The sequence below is a fragment of the Amedibacterium intestinale genome, assembly GCF_010537335.1.
In the GTDB taxonomy this organism is placed as follows: Bacteria; Bacillota_I; Bacilli_A; order Erysipelotrichales; family Erysipelotrichaceae; genus Amedibacterium; species Amedibacterium intestinale.
Window position 1 is genome coordinate 254,784 of record NZ_AP019711.1, and the last position, 15,098, is coordinate 269,881.

The following is a 15,098-nucleotide window of genomic DNA, read 5'->3' on the forward strand; positions in this document are numbered from 1 at the left end:
GTGTGGCTTTTTATTGAATATATGGAATTCTATGATAAAATAATGTGCTTTATTGGCTTTATAAAAATGCAGGGCTTTATGCCATACCTTATAGAGAAAGTGGGTTCAGAGATGTAATTATGGATAAAATTGATTTAACATATGAATCAGATTTTGACGAAAATGATTCAAACTATTTTTCAATGAGTGTAGGTAAAAGAGAAATTCACTACGCCACAATATGCGATGTAAATAAAAATCATCACGTCTTTGAGTTTTATGTAGACTATGATTATATAAAAAAAATCTTTTCCTATGAAATATGGGAATATGAATTAGATAAAAAGAAAACTTATTATAAAACAATTTTCGTAAGTTTATCTGAGTTCAAAGATAATTATGCGTATAACGATGATTCAACGCATGATGGAATTATATTAAATTTTTTACAAGAAGAAATAAAGACAAAATTTTGCAACTGGATGTATAAATAGCAGTTTTAATTATTACTGGATTGTTAAAAATAGCAATTAAAATAAAGCTATAGATTTTTTGGAAAATACGCAATAACTGTTACAAAATGGATAGGTAGTGATTATATTGAACAGAAAACAATTGACGAAAAGAGAGCAGCTGGTTATGGAGATATTATGGAACAGTGAAGTTGATTTATCTGCGAATGATATATGCATACTAGCTGGTAATGTAAGTATTTATACGATTCAGCAGGTTTTACAAAGACTTTTGAAAATGAATTATGTTGAAGTAAGTGGAATAGGATACAATAAAACTTCAATTACTCGAAAATATAAACCTGCATTTTCACAAGCTGATTATATTACAAAAAATATAAATGATCAGACCAGCTATCAGTTAGCATCAAATTATATAAGGTTTAGTGAAGACATATCATCTTTAGATGAACTGGAAGAATTAATAAAAGAAAAAAAGAAAGAACTAAAAGGATAAAAATATGATTACAGCATCATCACTGTTTATTACTTTAGTTATTTCTTCTGTTTTAATTTTATTATTTTATCTGATACTAACACGAAAGATGGGGTCTAAACTTTTTCGAATTGATTTTTTATCAGTCTTAGTATTTTTTATCCTGTTAAGAATATTTATTCCTATAGAAATTCCTTTTACAATAACAGTTCCTTTTCCTGTTGTAATGAATCCAATATGGGAATTACTAAATTATGAGATTATTTATCATATTAAGATCATGGATTTATTGATTATTGGCTGGTTATTAGGAGTGTTTATAGGTATCGTAATTTATGTTGGAAGGCTGAAAAAATTTAGATATCTGCACAATCTTATTTTGGAAAAATGTGAACAAAAAAAGATTTCGGACTTTTTAGATAGATATGATGGCAACGATTTTGCTGTTTACATTTCGCCCTACATATCTTCTCCAATGGTATTAGGCTTTAAAGAATCAATCTTACTACCGGATATTCCATTTTCAAAAAAGGAATTACGCAATATATTACTGCATGAAGCATATCATATTAAATCACACGATATTTATATAAAACAGGTTATTAAATTACTAACAATTATATACTGGTGGTTTCCTCCCATATATTTGTTACAGAATGAAATTGATTTGTTTTTGGAATTAAGAGCTGATTCAAAAGTTATAACATCTATCAGTCATTATGAGAGTTTGAGCTATGCTGAAACCTTGATATCAGTTCAGAGGAAAATTTCTAATGAATTAACTTCTTTAAAACTATTTTCAACTTGTCTGTTGAAAGAAAATAAGAAAACATTATCCTATAGAATTCATTATCTTTTAGAAGGAAACTTTCAAAAGAAAACGAGTAAGCTAGTTTTATTGATATTGCTGTTTGTACCAATACTTTCAAATTCAATTATTTTAGAGCCATATTATTCAAATTCACCTGTCATAAAGGGAACTATAGATGAAAGCGAATTTCAATATATCATTCATCATAAAGATGGAAGTTATTCTTTAGTAGTTGCTGGGCAAAAGGCTAAGATTGACAATATTTATGATTCAGCGCTTAGAGGGTTAAAGATTGTAGAAGAAGAGTAAAGAAAAAAATTATGATAGAAATCATCGCAACTTGTTCTTTGTACTTATACTTGATTTTAATAGAGAGAGTATAAAAATAAACATGATTTAAACAGAGCTGAAGAGGTCAAATCCCAGAAACAGGGAGGTAAGATACAAACTTTATTTAATTATTTTACTGCTTTTATAATAAAGCTGTTAGCTTTTTAAAAGAATGTTTTTATTGCTTCATGTTTGTTTCGCTTTTTCGCTCTTTTCTTTTGCTGATTATCTCTTTTCCATAAACAAGAAATGTTATTATCAAAATAAAACTAACAACAAACATTTTGATTGATATAGACCGGTCGAGATTCTAATTGAAGATTGCGATATGCGTAATAATTAAAAACAAGGCAACATAAAAAAGAGTTATTAATAAAAATATTATGGTATAAATAATTCTTTTTTTCTTTGAAATCTTTATACTTTGTGATTTATCAATCACAGCATCTAAGAACACTTCTCCTATATAGGCTATTACAGAATCTAACATTATACTTCCTGATATTATAAGCTGTTGTTTTTCATCATGTGTCTATAAAACAATCCACCAGATAGTGTAAAAATAGCTCCTATACCAATAAGAGTTGCCCGAAAAACAAAGGAATTAAAAAAGACATCTGGTAATTTCATATTAAATATCGTATTAAGTATGCTGGAAAGTATACTTGTAATATCACTACTAGCTATAGTCATTATGATAATTCCTGTTCCTATCAAAATAAAACACATCTTTTTTTTATTCATAATGGATTCTCCTTTTGTTTACTAGCTGATATTATAAAGAAATCATATAAAGAGTTTATGAAGAATATACAAATGAGTATAAAATAATCGTTTATCTTTTGTATAAAAGTAACAATAGATTCTATTTGTTACAAAGTATGTTTCATATTATTTTTAATGGAAGAATTTGTTATAATGTAAGAGGTAACAAAAAATATTAATAGTGTATCATCACATGATACAAGGAGGAAACAAAATGTTATACAAACAAATTGAAGGTACTGATTTAACGGTTTCAAGAATTGCGCTTGGATGCATGAGAATTGCCGATATGCAGGTAGATGCGTTAGAAACATTAGTGGATAAAGCACTTTCCCTTGGAATTAACTTTTTTGATCATGCAGATATTTATGGCGGTGGAAAAAGTGAAGAACTTTTTGGAGAAGTTTTAAAGAAACGTCCAGAATTAAGAGAGAAGATGATCATTCAAACAAAATGTGGTATTTGTAAAGGATATTATGACTTTAGTAAAGAACATATTTTAGAAAGTGTAGAAAACAGCTTAGAGCGTTTGCAATGTGGTTATATTGATGTATTGTTGTTGCATCGTCCAGATGCTTTGATGGATCCAAAAGAAGTGGCAGAGGCATTTCATGAATTGCAGGCTTCTGGTAAAGTGCGCTATTTTGGCGTATCGAATATGAATGCTTATCAAATCGAAAGACTGCAGAAATATTTTAAAGGAAAATTGTTGTTTAATCAGCTGCAGTTTAATGTTGTACATTCTGGTATGATCGATAGTGGTTTCCATGTAAATATGAAGGATCAGGAAGCTATTGATCGTGATGGCATGCTTTTAGATTATTGTCAGCTTCATGATATTACGATTCAGCCATGGTCTATTGTACAGGCATCATGGGAAGAAGGATGTTTCCTAGATCATCCAAATTATGTATCTTTAAATCAGAAGTTAGAAGAGCTTTCAAAAACATACGGTATCAGTAAAGCAGCTGTTTCTGTTGCCTGGATCTTGCGTCATCCTGCACAAATGCAGCCCATTGCAGGTACGACTTCCATCAAACACTTAGAGGATTTATGTACTGCCTGTGATGTTGAAATGCGTCGTGAAGACTGGTATGCATTGTATTTAAGCACTGAAAAGGTTTTGCCATAATAAAGTAGAATGAAAAGATTAAGATCCCCTTTGTTTGATATGGTTTACAAAGGGGATTTCTATTTGCATGTTGTATAGAAGAAGATGTATAATGCTTAAGGTAAGTTTAGAAAGCGGGGCTATGTTATGAAGTTTGCAGTTGTAGGGACGAACTTTCAATATGTACCTATAGCACAAAGAGAACTGGTATCTTTTTCTGATACAAAAAAATTAGAAATATATGCTTGTATGGAGAATATAGGAATCTTATATGGTGCGATTGTATCAACCTGCAATCGAAGTGAGATTTATTTTTTGTATGAGAAAGAAGAACAGCTTTGTAAGATGAAGGAGCTTTATTTAGATTTTTTTCATATGAAAGATAAGAATCTTAAAATCTTTCATAAACAGGAAACAGAGGCCCTTACGTATATGTTTGAGGTATGTGCAGGATTACAGTCTTTAGTAGTTGGAGAAGATCAAATATTAGGACAAATGGCAGAAAGTATTCAATTTGCTAAGGAACAGGGAAAATGCAATAAGGTGTTGCATAAGTTATTTCAAGAAGGAATTCGCTGTGCAAAAGCAATACATAGAGATTTTAAAATTAGTGAGCATCCATTAAGTATTGCCTATATTGGAATTTTACAGTTAATGGCACATGGTGGTATTGAAGGAAAAAAAGTCATGGTAATCGGTGCAGGAAATATGGCATCCTTAGCTATGCAGTATGTATTTGAACATCATCCTCTTAAAGTATATAACGTGAATCGTTCTATAAAAAATGCGATGCGTTTACAAGAGAAATTTAAAGATATTCAAATTATTTCCTTTGATAAACGATATGAAATACTTGAGGAATGTGATGTTTTAATATGTGCAACTTCATGTCCGCATGTACTTATTTGCAAAGAAAAACTGAAAACAAGAAGAAAGCCACTTCTTTGTCTTGATTTGGCATCTCCAAGAGATATCGATGAACAGTTAAAATATCATCCAGACATTACATTATTTGACATTGATTCTTTACAGGAAATTGCATGCGCAAATGTTAAAAAAAGAGAAGAGCTGGCAGAGGCATCAAGACATCACATCATACAAAGTGTACAGGACTGTGAAAAATGGATGGCATCTGTTCCTATGGATAAAACGATTGCAGGTTTACAGGAACGATGCGATGAAGTTATACAAAGTACCTATGATTTACTGGAAAGAAAACTGGAACTAACAAAAAGAGAAAAATATATTTTATATAAGACATTGCATGCTTCTATGTATCGATTAATGAAAGAGCCGATTCGAACATTAAAGCAGATAGAAGTGGATAAACAGGAACAATATAAAGAAATGGTAGAAAAACTGTTTGAGATGGAGGATGCAGGATGAAATATGTGATAGGTACAAGAGGATCAAAACTGGCTCTTGCACAGACGAACTGGGTAAAACAAAAATTGGAAAAAGCATATCCTTTGGATACTTTTGAAATTGCGGTTATTAAAACAAAAGGAGATCGTATACAAGATATCGCTTTAGATAAGATGAAGGATAAGGGCTTGTTTGTAAAAGAGATTGAACAGCAGCTTTTGGATAAACGTATTGATTTTGCGATACATAGCTTAAAAGATATGCCCAGTGAAATTCCTGAGGGGCTTTGTTTTTGTCATGCGTGGGAATGTGAAGATGCAAGAGATGCACTGATTTTAAGAGAAGCGACTTCTTTTGAAAAGTTAAAAAAGAATGCATGTATAGGAACGGGAAGCAAGCGAAGAGCTTTTCAGTTACAAAAGCTTCGTCCAGATATCCAGTGTGTGGGAATTCGTGGAAATGTGGATACAAGACTACAGAAAATGGAAATAGAACAGCTGGATGGGATTATCATGGCAGCTGCTGGATTCTCACGTTTAGGATTACAGGATCGTATTTCTTATATCTTTTCACCAGAAGAAATGGTGCCAGCATGTGGACAGGGAATTTTAGCAATTGAATGTCGAAAAAAGGATTCTGCACTTATTTCAAAAATCAATGCGTTAAGTGATAAAAAGGCAATGCTTCGATGGGAAATGGAAAGAGGTTTTTTAAAGGCCATGGAAGGAAGCTGTCATGTACCGATTGGTGCTTATCTTGAAGATAAAAACGATCATATTTCTTTTCATTGCGTATATGGCAATGAGGATGGAACCAATCTTAAGCAACTGCATTTAGAAGGCTCTCATCAAGAAAAACAGGGATTGTTAAAACAGGCTGTACATAATATGAAAGAACATGGAAAGGTGTACCTGGTTGGAGGGGGACCAGGAAGAAGTGATCTTTTGACGTTAAAGGGAAAAGCATTGCTGGAAAAAGCAGATTGTATCCTTTATGATCGCTTATTGGAAAATGATATGCTTTTGTTTGCGAAAGAGGATTGTGAGCTTATCTATGTTGGAAAACAAGCTGGAAATCATGCGATGAAACAAGAGGAAATCAATGAACTTTTGGTGAAAAAAGCGCATCAGTATGCCTGTGTCGTACGGTTAAAAGGAGGAGATCCTTATGTATTTGGAAGAGGTGGGGAAGAAGCTCTTTATCTTAAAAAACAGGGGATAGCATTTGAAGTAGTTCCTGGTGTATCCTCTGCTCTTGCCGGTCTTGCTTATGCAGGAATTCCGATTACGCACAGAGGAGTTGCCGGTGGTTTTCATGTGGTAAGTGCACACGATAAAAAAGATGCATTGGCAGATATCGATTTTTTATCGATTGCCAAAAGTAAGGATACCTGTGTATTTATGATGGGGTTAAGTAAACTAAATGAAATTGTAGATCGTCTGCTTGCTTGTGGGAAAGATGCTTTTACACCAATTGCGGTTATTTCCCATGCGACATGGACATCACAGAAAACAGTATATGGAACATTAAAAGATATTAAAGAAAAACTGATCATGACTCCTTTGGACTCTCCTGCTTTGATTGTGGTGGGAAATGTTGTTTCGTTACATGAAGAATTATCCTTTGTAGAGAAACAAATGCTTTATGGATGTCGCATTTTATATCCAAGACCACATACAACATCCTCTATGACATATAAACTAAAAGAAAAAGGAGCAGCTGTAACAGAATTATCAACAGGACAAATTCATTACTTTACGAAACGTTTGTCTGCACTGGATTATAAAAACTATAATGTTTTGGTTTGTACAAGTAAACATAGTGCATGGGCACTGTTTCAAAGCTTGAAAGAAAACAAGCAGGATATACGTGCTTTAGGAAATATGAAAATTTACTGTGTGGGAAGTGCTACTGCGAAAATATTTGAGGAGCATTTGATACAGGTGGAAGTACCAGAAGTATTTTGTGCTGATGCACTTTCGCTGTTTTTGAAACAAAAGCTTAAGAAAGAAGATTCCGTTTTATTTTTAAGTGGAAATATGTATAGTGAACATTTATATAGTGTATTGCTTCAAGGCAGTGCTTTGCATCATGTTATCGTATATGAAAATGAAGTATGCAGTGTAGATGAAGATATCTGTATAAAGGACTATGATATGCTGGTGTTTACTTGTTCTTCTGCGGTAAAGGCATGTGCTAAATTATTAAAACAGGAAGAAGTGCCTGTGATTATCTCGATTGGAGAAGCAACTACAAAAACTTTGAAAGAGGCAGGGATAACAAATATTTATACAGCACCTTACTCTACTTTTGATGGCTGTATAGAAAAAATTGAAGAAGTATGGAGGAAACAAAAAGATGTTTTATAGAGGAAGAAGACTTAGAAAAAATCATGTGATTCGCGGCTTAATGAGAGAACATGCACTTTCTGCCCAAGATCTTATTTATCCATTGTTTCTAATGGAAGGACTTTCTGGTAAACAGGAAGTTTCCAGTATGCCTGGTGTATATCAATATGGTTTAGATGCTTTAGAGGAAGTTGTAAAGGAATTAAAGGAAGCAGGAATCCGTGCTGTTATTTTATTTGGAATTCCACAGCATAAAGATTGTATGGGAACAAGTGCTTATCATGAACATGGCATTGTTCAGGAAGGAATCAAAAAACTAAAAGAACTAGATGAAGAATTATATCTTATTGGCGATGTATGCATGTGTGAATATACGGATCATGGACATTGCGGTATTTTAAATGAACAAGGTGTTGTACAAAATGATGTCACTTTAGAATACTTAAATAAAATAGCATTATCCTATGCAGAGGCAGGTATTGATATGATTGCCCCAAGTGATATGATGGATGGACATATCGCTTCTTTAAGAAATGCATTAGATGAGCATGGGTATTATGACTTGCCAATCATGGGATATTCTGCAAAATATGCATCCAATTATTATGGACCATTTCGTGAGGCTGCACATAGTGCGCCAGGATTTGGAGATCGTAAATCTTATCAAATGGACTATGGAAATGGGAAAGAAGCCTTAAGAGAAATAGAAGCAGATATTCAAGAAGGAGCAGATATTATCATGATAAAGCCAGCTCTTGCTTATATGGATGTCATTAAGGAAGCAAGTCAGCGTTTTGATTATCCTATCTGTGCTTACAATGTCAGTGGAGAATATAGTATGTTAAAACTTGCGGTAAAAAATGGTTTAATGAAAGAAGAAGTTATTTATGAAACACTGTTATCTTTAAAAAGAGCCGGTGCTGATTTGATCATTACGTATTTTGCATTGGAAATTGCGAAGAAATTATAAATGGAGGTGACTTATGAATACAAAGCGTTCAGAAGAAATGTTCGATAAAGCTTGCAGGTTGATTCCTGGAGGTGTCAATTCCCCTGTTCGATCTTTTGGAAATGTAGGAAGAAAACCAATTTTTATCGAAAAAGGAATAGGGTCTCATATCTTTGATGTGGATGGAAATGAATACATTGATTATATCAGTTCCTGGGGACCACTTATTTTAGGACATCAAAATCCTCTTGCTAAAAAAGCTTTGTTAGAGGCAATGGATAAAGGGTTTAGTTTTGGCTTGCCTACCCCAGTGGAAAGTGAAGTAGCACAGCTTATGCTGGAAGCTTATCCATGTATGGAAAGCGTACGTATGGTGAATTCTGGAACAGAAGCAACGATGAGTGCGCTTCGTGTTGCCAGAGGCTATACGGGAAGAAATAAAATCATAAAATTTGAAGGATGTTATCATGGGCATAATGATGCATTGCTGGTAAAATCTGGTTCAGGAGCCTTAACATTTGGAATGCCGACAAGTCCTGGCATACCAAAGGATATTACCAAAAATACCTTGGTATGTACATACAATGATATAACTTCTGTAAAAGCCTGTGTGGAAGCGAATAAGGGAGAGGTTGCGGCGATTATATTAGAGCCGATTGCGGCAAACATGGGGCTTGTACTTGCAGATAAAGATTTTTTATGCAGTTTACGCAAGATTTGTGACGAAGAAGGAATTGTTCTTATTTTTGATGAGGTCATTAGCGGTTTTCGAATTGGATTTGGTGGTGCATCTTCTTATTATGGAGTGTCCTGTGATATGGCATGCTTTGGAAAAATCATTGGCGGTGGACTTCCAGTAGGTGCTTATGGTGGTAAAAAAGAAATAATGGATTGTGTAACACCGAGTGGAAATGTATATCAGGCAGGAACATTAAGTGGAAATCCGTTAGCTATGCATGTAGGATTGGCACAGCTAACATATTTAAAACAACATCCAGAAGTATATGTAGAACTGGAAAAGAAAATAAAAAAACTTGCGCAGGGCTTTGATGCGATTCTTCGCAAATACAAGGTAGATGCCCAGGTGGTACAGATGGGATCTTTAATGACAATCTTTTTTACAAATCAAAAAATTAGAAATTATCAAGATGTATGTACATGCGATACAGAAGCATTTTCAAAGGTATTTATAAAAATGCTGGATAAGGGAATCATGATGAGTCCTTCACAGTTTGAGGTATTGTTTTTAAATACTTGTCACAGTGATGAAGATATTGAAAAAACCATCCAGGCTTTTCAGGAAAGTATCCAGGAGCTGTATGCATGAGTGTATGTGTAAATCTTCATCTTCGAAATAAAAAAGTTGTACTTGTAGGTGGAGGAAACGTTGCTTATCGAAAATGTAAACAGTTTTTAGAGAGTGGTGCAAATGTATATGTAGTAGCTTTCACTATTTGTGAGGAAATTAAAAAAAGCAAAGCAATCTGTTTCGAAGAAGAATTATCCCTTACTTTTTTAAACGATGCCTTTCTTGTATATGCAGCTACAAATGATGAAACATACAATCATGAAATCGTTATGTATTGTAAAAAGAACGGGATTTTATGTGGAAGTGCTGTAAGGGATGAAAATGTCAGTGTTTCTTCCATGATGCAAAGTGTACAGGAAAATTTTACGCTAGCACTAGATACCCATGGTTTAGCACCGGCACTTGGAAAAAAGATAGTACAGGAAGCAGTAGATGATATAAAAAATAAATATATTAAAATATTCACGCTGTTATCAATTATTTCTAATGGTGTAAACGAAGAAACATATAAAGCATTGCGACCTGTTATTAGTTTCTATCCGGAAAGTAAACTTGTAAGCATTGCGCATATGCTGGAAAAAAAGAAAGTTCGTATAGAAATCCTGCATGGCAGCAAAGATTCTGTGTTGCTGGAAAAAGAACTTCCCCGCTTTATCCAGCACATTCAAACAGAAGATGATCACATAGAGGCTTGTTTCTCCTCTTTGCCTATCTATGAAAAATGTAAAGAAGAATACCCGCATCTTTTTTCACTGGATGAAATTTTATTTCTTGCGAAACATTTAAAAGAAATACAATTTTGTTTTGACTTATTGTTTGTCAATAAAGGAACATGGTATCAAAATGTATATCATCAATGCCGTGTTTATGGAGAGATTCTTCCTTTTTGGATTTCTGCTTCGAAATGGAAAATATGGATACAGGAACTGGTAAAGAAACATTCTACAAAGCTGTGTATCTTTGTTATGCATGAAAAAAATCCTGAATTTCAATCACTTTGTAGACAATATGGTGCAGAAGCTGTATGGATGAAAGAGACAATGTACAGTTTTACAAAAAAAGAATTATGTGTGATTCCTTTATTTATTGGAAGAGGTTATCATTTTAAAAAAGATATCGTGCAAGGGAAAGACTCTTTTGTTAAACGACTTCTTGAACAAGGATATACGGTAGAAATGGAACCCTTCTCCTTGTTAGATAGACAAGTAAATGATGAAGTAAAATAAAAGAATATAAACACAATAAGACCAAAGAGAAAGCAAAACGACTTTTTCATTGGTCTTTTTCTTTTACTAAAGCCTTTTTAAAAGAAAAAATTATACTGTATAATATTTGTGGAAAATTAAAGATAAATGCAAGTTTAGATTAGAGATAAAAAGGTAGAGGAGCGAGCATGATTAGAGAATTTAAAGAACAAGATTTAGAAAAAGTAGCGAATATATGGCTTATTTCCAATATAGATGCACACTTTTTTATTCCAAAGGATTATTGGAAAGGTCATTTTGATGAGGTAAAAGAAATGTTTTTACAGGCAGAAATTTATGTTTATGAGAAAGATTGTGAAGTACAGGGATTTATAGGTTTAAATAAAGAATATATCGAAGGTATTTTTGTTTCAAAGGAGGTGCAGTCAAAAGGAATTGGAAAAGATTTACTGAACTTTGTAAAAGAGCGAAATGAGTTTTTATATTTAAGTGTATATCAGAGAAATGAAAGAGCCATTCATTTTTATCAAAGGGAAGGTTTTCAGATTAAATGTGCGAATATAGATGAGCAGACAGGGGAAAAAGAATATGAGATGATATGGTATAAAAACAAAGGAAACAAGAATAATGAGATGGTGAGAAAGGATCATTATGAATATGATAGAATGTGGTGTCGTACAGCTAGATGAAAAAGCAGTAAATGATTTTTTAAGTTTACGAATACAGTTATTTGAAGAATTAGATGAACTTCATGAGGATAACAATATTTTTGAACTAAAAGCAGCAACCAAGCAATACTATTTGGCACATATAAATAAAGATTTGCTAAGCTGGGGAATATACCAAAATGAAAAACTTGTTGCGCTAGGTTCTTTATGTCTTTTTACACGTATTCCACACAGTGAGAATTTGAGTGGATTAGAAGGTTATGTATTAAACATATATACTTATAAATTATATAGAAATCATGGTTTTGCGAATCAAATCTTAGATATTATGATTGCATATTGTAAAGTACATGGTATAAAAAGGCTGTGGCTTCATAATAGTGAAGAGGGAAAGCGTCTTTATGAGCAAAAGGGGTTTAAGAAAAAAGAAAATGAAATGGAGTTGTTTTTGTCCTTTTAAAATAACTATCTTATAGAAGAACTGAAGAATATACATAACTTGTGAAATTTATAAGTTTTATAGAAATACTAGGAAAATAAATAATTATCTGTTATAATGTGTTCATAGCAAATGTAAACGATTACATAATTCACAAGGAGGTATTCAAATGACGAAGAAATATGTCTATTTGTTTTCAGAAGGAAATGAAAATATGCGTGAATTGCTTGGGGGTAAAGGGGCAAATTTGGCTGAAATGATGAATTTAGGAATGCCTGTGCCTTATGGCTTTACGGTTACTACCGAAGCATGTAACCAGTATTATGCGGATAAGGAAACAATTAATGAATCTATCCGTAAAGAAATTTTTGATTATTTAATGAAATTGGAGGAACTGGCTGGGAAACAGTTTGGTGACCCTAGAAATCCTTTGTTGGTATCTGTAAGATCTGGAGCACGTGCGTCTATGCCTGGAATGATGGATACCATTTTAAATTTAGGTATGAATGATGAAGTAGTGGAAGGAATCGCAAAGCTTACAGATAATCCACGTTTTGCTTATGATTCTTATCGACGCTTTATTCAAATGTTTGCGGATGTTGTTATGGGGTTAAACAAAGCAAAATTCGAAGAAATCATTGATGAAATGAAAGCAGCAAAAGGAGTGAAAGAAGATACACAGCTTGATGCGGATGATATGAAACTCATGGTAAAACGATTTAAAAAGTTTTATGAAGAATCTTTGGAAGAAGAATTCCCATCCGATCCTAAAGAACAGTTATATCGTGCTGTAGAAGCAGTATTCCGTTCATGGAACAATCAGCGTGCTATTTTCTATCGAAAGATGAATGATATTCCATCCAGCTGGGGAACAGCAGTAAATGTACAGATGATGGTATTTGGAAATATGGGAAATGATTGTGGAACAGGGGTTGCCTTTACACGAAATCCAAGTACAGGAGAAAATAAGCTGTATGGAGAATTTTTGATGAATGCACAGGGAGAAGATGTAGTCGCTGGTATTCGTACACCGCAAACCATTGATCAGCTAAAAGAAGTATCTCCACAGGCATATCAGAAATTTAGTGAAATTAGTAAAGCTTTGGAAGCACATTATAAAAATATGCAGGATATGGAATTTACGATTGAAAAAGGAAAATTGTATATGCTGCAGACAAGAAATGGAAAACGTACAGCAGCGGCAGCATTAAAGATTGCCTGCGATATGGTAGATGAAGGTATGGTCACAAAAGAAGAAGCGTTGATGATGGTAGAACCGAAACAGCTAGATGCTTTGCTTCATCCACAGTTTGATGCAGAAGCATTAAAAGGTGCAAAACCAATCGCAAATGCATTACCGGCATCTCCTGGTGCAGCTTGTGGACAGATTGTATTTACTGCAGAACAGGCAATTGCGGAAGCAGCCTTAGGACATAAGGTAGTATTGGTACGTTTGGAAACTTCTCCAGAAGATATTGAAGGTATGCATGTATCCGAAGGAATTTTGACCGTACGTGGAGGAATGACTTCTCATGCAGCTGTAGTTGCGCGTGGAATGGGTGCATGCTGTGTATCTGGATGTGGAGATATTCACATCAATGAAGAAGAGGAATATTTTGAAGTTGGTGGAAAACAATATCATAAAGGGGATTATATTTCACTGGATGGCTCTAGCGGTAATGTATATGGAGAACCAATTAAAACGGTTCCTGCAGAAATTTCTGGTGATTTTGAACGTTTTATGACATGGGCAGATGAAACACGAAGATTAAAAGTACGTACAAATGCAGATACACCAAAAGATGCAGCACAGGCAGTAAAATTTGGTGCTGAGGGTATTGGGCTTGTTCGTACAGAACATATGTTCTTTGAAGGAGATCGTATTAAAGCCGTACGTGAAATGATTGTATCAAAAACAGAAATACAAAGAAGAAAGGCACTAGCAAAACTTCTTCCTATGCAAAGAGGAGATTTTGAAGGCATTTATGAGGCAATGCAAGGTATGCCGGTAACGATTCGTTATTTAGATCCACCTTTACATGAATTCTTGCCAACAAGTTCTTATGACATTGCACAGCTTGCGAAAGATATGAAAATTGATTTAGAAAGCTTACGCAGTGTAATTATGAGCCTTCATGAATTTAATCCTATGATGGGACATCGTGGATGTCGTTTGGCTATTTCTTATCCAGAAATTGCGGAAATGCAGACAACTGCAGTCATCGAAGCAGCGATTAATGTAAATCGAAGACATCCGGATTGGAAGATTGAACCGGAAATTATGATTCCTCTTGTTGGTGATAAGAATGAATTAAAATATGTAAAGGATGTTGTTGTACGCACAGCTGATGAAATATTAGAAAGAGAACATGTGGAAATGAAATACCATGTGGGAACGATGATCGAAATTCCACGTGCTGCTTTGTTGGCAGATGAAATTGCGGAAGAAGCGGAATTCTTTAGCTTTGGTACAAATGATTTAACTCAGATGACCTTTGGTTTCTCTCGTGATGATGCAGGTGGTTTTTTGGCAGATTATTATGAAAAGAAAATCTTTGAACAAGATCCATTTGCCAGAGTTGATCAAAAAGGTGTTGGAAAACTAATTGAGATGGCAGTATCTGGAGGCAGACAAACGCGCCCAGATATCAAACTTGGAATTTGTGGAGAGCATGGTGGAGATCCAAGCAGTATTGAATTCTGTCATCGCATGGGATTAACGTATGTATCTTGCAGTCCATATCGTGTACCGATTGCAAGACTTGCGGCTGCACAGGCATCTATTAAATATGGAAAATAGAAAGTTTAAAGGGGCTGTGACAGATAAATCAAAGCTCTAAGGTAAAAAAATACACCCAATCCTATAAGGAA

14 protein-coding genes are annotated in these 15,098 nt (G+C 33.9%); 12 read left to right on the forward strand and 2 right to left on the reverse strand.

Annotated elements, in window-relative coordinates; all coding sequences use genetic code 11:
* Nucleotides 1–119 precede the first annotated feature (119 nt).
* The 3 genes from A9CBEGH2_RS01285 (at nucleotide 120) to A9CBEGH2_RS01295 (ending at nucleotide 2,047) form a co-directional block, all read left to right on the forward strand.
* Complete coding sequence (locus tag A9CBEGH2_RS01285) at nucleotides 120–473, forward strand: hypothetical protein (RefSeq protein WP_147360162.1); 354 nt, start codon at nucleotides 120–122, stop codon at nucleotides 471–473.
* 145 nt (nucleotides 474–618) lie between these two features.
* Nucleotides 619–948: a hypothetical protein gene (locus A9CBEGH2_RS01290; protein WP_232057296.1), complete on the forward strand. Its 330-nt coding sequence runs from the start codon at nucleotides 619–621 to the stop codon at nucleotides 946–948.
* A gap of 4 nt (nucleotides 949–952) precedes the next feature.
* The gene (locus A9CBEGH2_RS01295; RefSeq protein WP_163104155.1) at nucleotides 953–2,047 is read left to right on the forward strand and encodes a M56 family metallopeptidase; all 1,095 of its coding nucleotides are present in this window, start codon (nucleotides 953–955) and stop codon (nucleotides 2,045–2,047) included.
* Between the two features lie 331 nt (nucleotides 2,048–2,378).
* Here the strand turns inward: A9CBEGH2_RS01295 and A9CBEGH2_RS01300 are convergent, their stop codons facing one another.
* Both A9CBEGH2_RS01300 and A9CBEGH2_RS01305 read right to left on the reverse strand, forming a co-directional pair.
* Nucleotides 2,379–2,558, reverse strand: a complete 180-nt coding sequence (locus A9CBEGH2_RS01300) for a hypothetical protein (protein ID WP_118276684.1) — start codon at nucleotides 2,556–2,558, stop codon at nucleotides 2,379–2,381.
* Between the two features lie 14 nt (nucleotides 2,559–2,572).
* Complete coding sequence (locus A9CBEGH2_RS01305; RefSeq protein ID WP_115714459.1) at nucleotides 2,573–2,812, reverse strand: hypothetical protein; 240 nt, start codon at nucleotides 2,810–2,812, stop codon at nucleotides 2,573–2,575.
* A gap of 235 nt (nucleotides 2,813–3,047) precedes the next feature.
* Here A9CBEGH2_RS01305 and A9CBEGH2_RS01310 point away from each other — a divergent pair, with 235 nt between their 5' ends.
* From A9CBEGH2_RS01310 to ppdK, 9 genes are all read left to right on the forward strand, one after another.
* Complete coding sequence (locus A9CBEGH2_RS01310; protein ID WP_115714460.1) at nucleotides 3,048–3,965, forward strand: aldo/keto reductase; 918 nt, start codon at nucleotides 3,048–3,050, stop codon at nucleotides 3,963–3,965.
* Between the two features lie 126 nt (nucleotides 3,966–4,091).
* Complete coding sequence (hemA, locus tag A9CBEGH2_RS01315) at nucleotides 4,092–5,330, forward strand: glutamyl-tRNA reductase (protein ID WP_115714461.1); 1,239 nt, start codon at nucleotides 4,092–4,094, stop codon at nucleotides 5,328–5,330.
* On the forward strand, nucleotides 5,327–7,678 hold the full coding sequence (hemC, locus tag A9CBEGH2_RS01320) for a hydroxymethylbilane synthase (RefSeq protein WP_163051192.1): 2,352 nt from the start codon (nucleotides 5,327–5,329) through the stop codon (nucleotides 7,676–7,678). The genes hemA and hemC overlap by 4 nt, the downstream gene beginning before the upstream one ends.
* The gene (gene hemB / locus A9CBEGH2_RS01325; RefSeq protein ID WP_118276679.1) at nucleotides 7,668–8,627 is read left to right on the forward strand and encodes a porphobilinogen synthase; all 960 of its coding nucleotides are present in this window, start codon (nucleotides 7,668–7,670) and stop codon (nucleotides 8,625–8,627) included. Before hemC ends, hemB begins: the two co-directional genes overlap by 11 nt.
* Before the next feature lie 13 nt (nucleotides 8,628–8,640).
* On the forward strand, nucleotides 8,641–9,933 hold the full coding sequence (gene hemL / locus A9CBEGH2_RS01330; protein WP_163051194.1) for a glutamate-1-semialdehyde 2,1-aminomutase: 1,293 nt from the start codon (nucleotides 8,641–8,643) through the stop codon (nucleotides 9,931–9,933).
* Nucleotides 9,930–11,141, forward strand: a complete 1,212-nt coding sequence (locus A9CBEGH2_RS01335) for a precorrin-2 dehydrogenase/sirohydrochlorin ferrochelatase family protein (protein WP_118361257.1) — start codon at nucleotides 9,930–9,932, stop codon at nucleotides 11,139–11,141. The genes hemL and A9CBEGH2_RS01335 overlap by 4 nt, the downstream gene beginning before the upstream one ends.
* Before the next feature lie 167 nt (nucleotides 11,142–11,308).
* Nucleotides 11,309–11,809 carry a GNAT family N-acetyltransferase gene (locus A9CBEGH2_RS01340; protein ID WP_118276676.1) on the forward strand — a complete coding sequence of 167 codons (501 nt, stop codon included), beginning with the start codon at nucleotides 11,309–11,311 and terminating at the stop codon, nucleotides 11,807–11,809.
* A complete protein-coding gene (locus A9CBEGH2_RS01345; protein ID WP_197739436.1) occupies nucleotides 11,772–12,248 on the forward strand; it encodes a GNAT family N-acetyltransferase in 477 nt (158 codons plus the stop codon). Before A9CBEGH2_RS01340 ends, A9CBEGH2_RS01345 begins: the two co-directional genes overlap by 38 nt.
* Nucleotides 12,249–12,396: 148 nt before the next feature.
* A complete protein-coding gene (gene ppdK / locus A9CBEGH2_RS01350) occupies nucleotides 12,397–15,027 on the forward strand; it encodes a pyruvate, phosphate dikinase (protein ID WP_163104156.1) in 2,631 nt (876 codons plus the stop codon).
* Nucleotides 15,028–15,098: the final 71 nt, after the last annotated feature.

What these genes read in the sequence shown, in the direction of transcription:
- A9CBEGH2_RS01285 (WP_147360162.1), top strand. Translation starts at nt 120, where the DNA reads ATGGATAAAATTGATTTAACATATGAATCAGATTTTGACGAAAATGAT.
- A9CBEGH2_RS01290 (WP_232057296.1), top strand. Translation starts at nt 619, where the DNA reads ATGGAGATATTATGGAACAGTGAAGTTGATTTATCTGCGAATGATATA.
- A9CBEGH2_RS01295 (WP_163104155.1), top strand. Translation starts at nt 953, where the DNA reads ATGATTACAGCATCATCACTGTTTATTACTTTAGTTATTTCTTCTGTT.
- A9CBEGH2_RS01300 (WP_118276684.1), bottom strand. Translation starts at nt 2,558, where the DNA reads ATGTTAGATTCTGTAATAGCCTATATAGGAGAAGTGTTCTTAGATGCT.
- A9CBEGH2_RS01305 (WP_115714459.1), bottom strand. Translation starts at nt 2,812, where the DNA reads ATGAATAAAAAAAAGATGTGTTTTATTTTGATAGGAACAGGAATTATC.
- A9CBEGH2_RS01310 (WP_115714460.1), top strand. Translation starts at nt 3,048, where the DNA reads ATGTTATACAAACAAATTGAAGGTACTGATTTAACGGTTTCAAGAATT.
- hemA (WP_115714461.1), top strand. Translation starts at nt 4,092, where the DNA reads ATGAAGTTTGCAGTTGTAGGGACGAACTTTCAATATGTACCTATAGCA.
- hemC (WP_163051192.1), top strand. Translation starts at nt 5,327, where the DNA reads ATGAAATATGTGATAGGTACAAGAGGATCAAAACTGGCTCTTGCACAG.
- hemB (WP_118276679.1), top strand. Translation starts at nt 7,668, where the DNA reads ATGTTTTATAGAGGAAGAAGACTTAGAAAAAATCATGTGATTCGCGGC.
- hemL (WP_163051194.1), top strand. Translation starts at nt 8,641, where the DNA reads ATGAATACAAAGCGTTCAGAAGAAATGTTCGATAAAGCTTGCAGGTTG.
- A9CBEGH2_RS01335 (WP_118361257.1), top strand. Translation starts at nt 9,930, where the DNA reads ATGAGTGTATGTGTAAATCTTCATCTTCGAAATAAAAAAGTTGTACTT.
- A9CBEGH2_RS01340 (WP_118276676.1), top strand. Translation starts at nt 11,309, where the DNA reads ATGATTAGAGAATTTAAAGAACAAGATTTAGAAAAAGTAGCGAATATA.
- A9CBEGH2_RS01345 (WP_197739436.1), top strand. Translation starts at nt 11,772, where the DNA reads ATGAATATGATAGAATGTGGTGTCGTACAGCTAGATGAAAAAGCAGTA.
- ppdK (WP_163104156.1), top strand. Translation starts at nt 12,397, where the DNA reads ATGACGAAGAAATATGTCTATTTGTTTTCAGAAGGAAATGAAAATATG.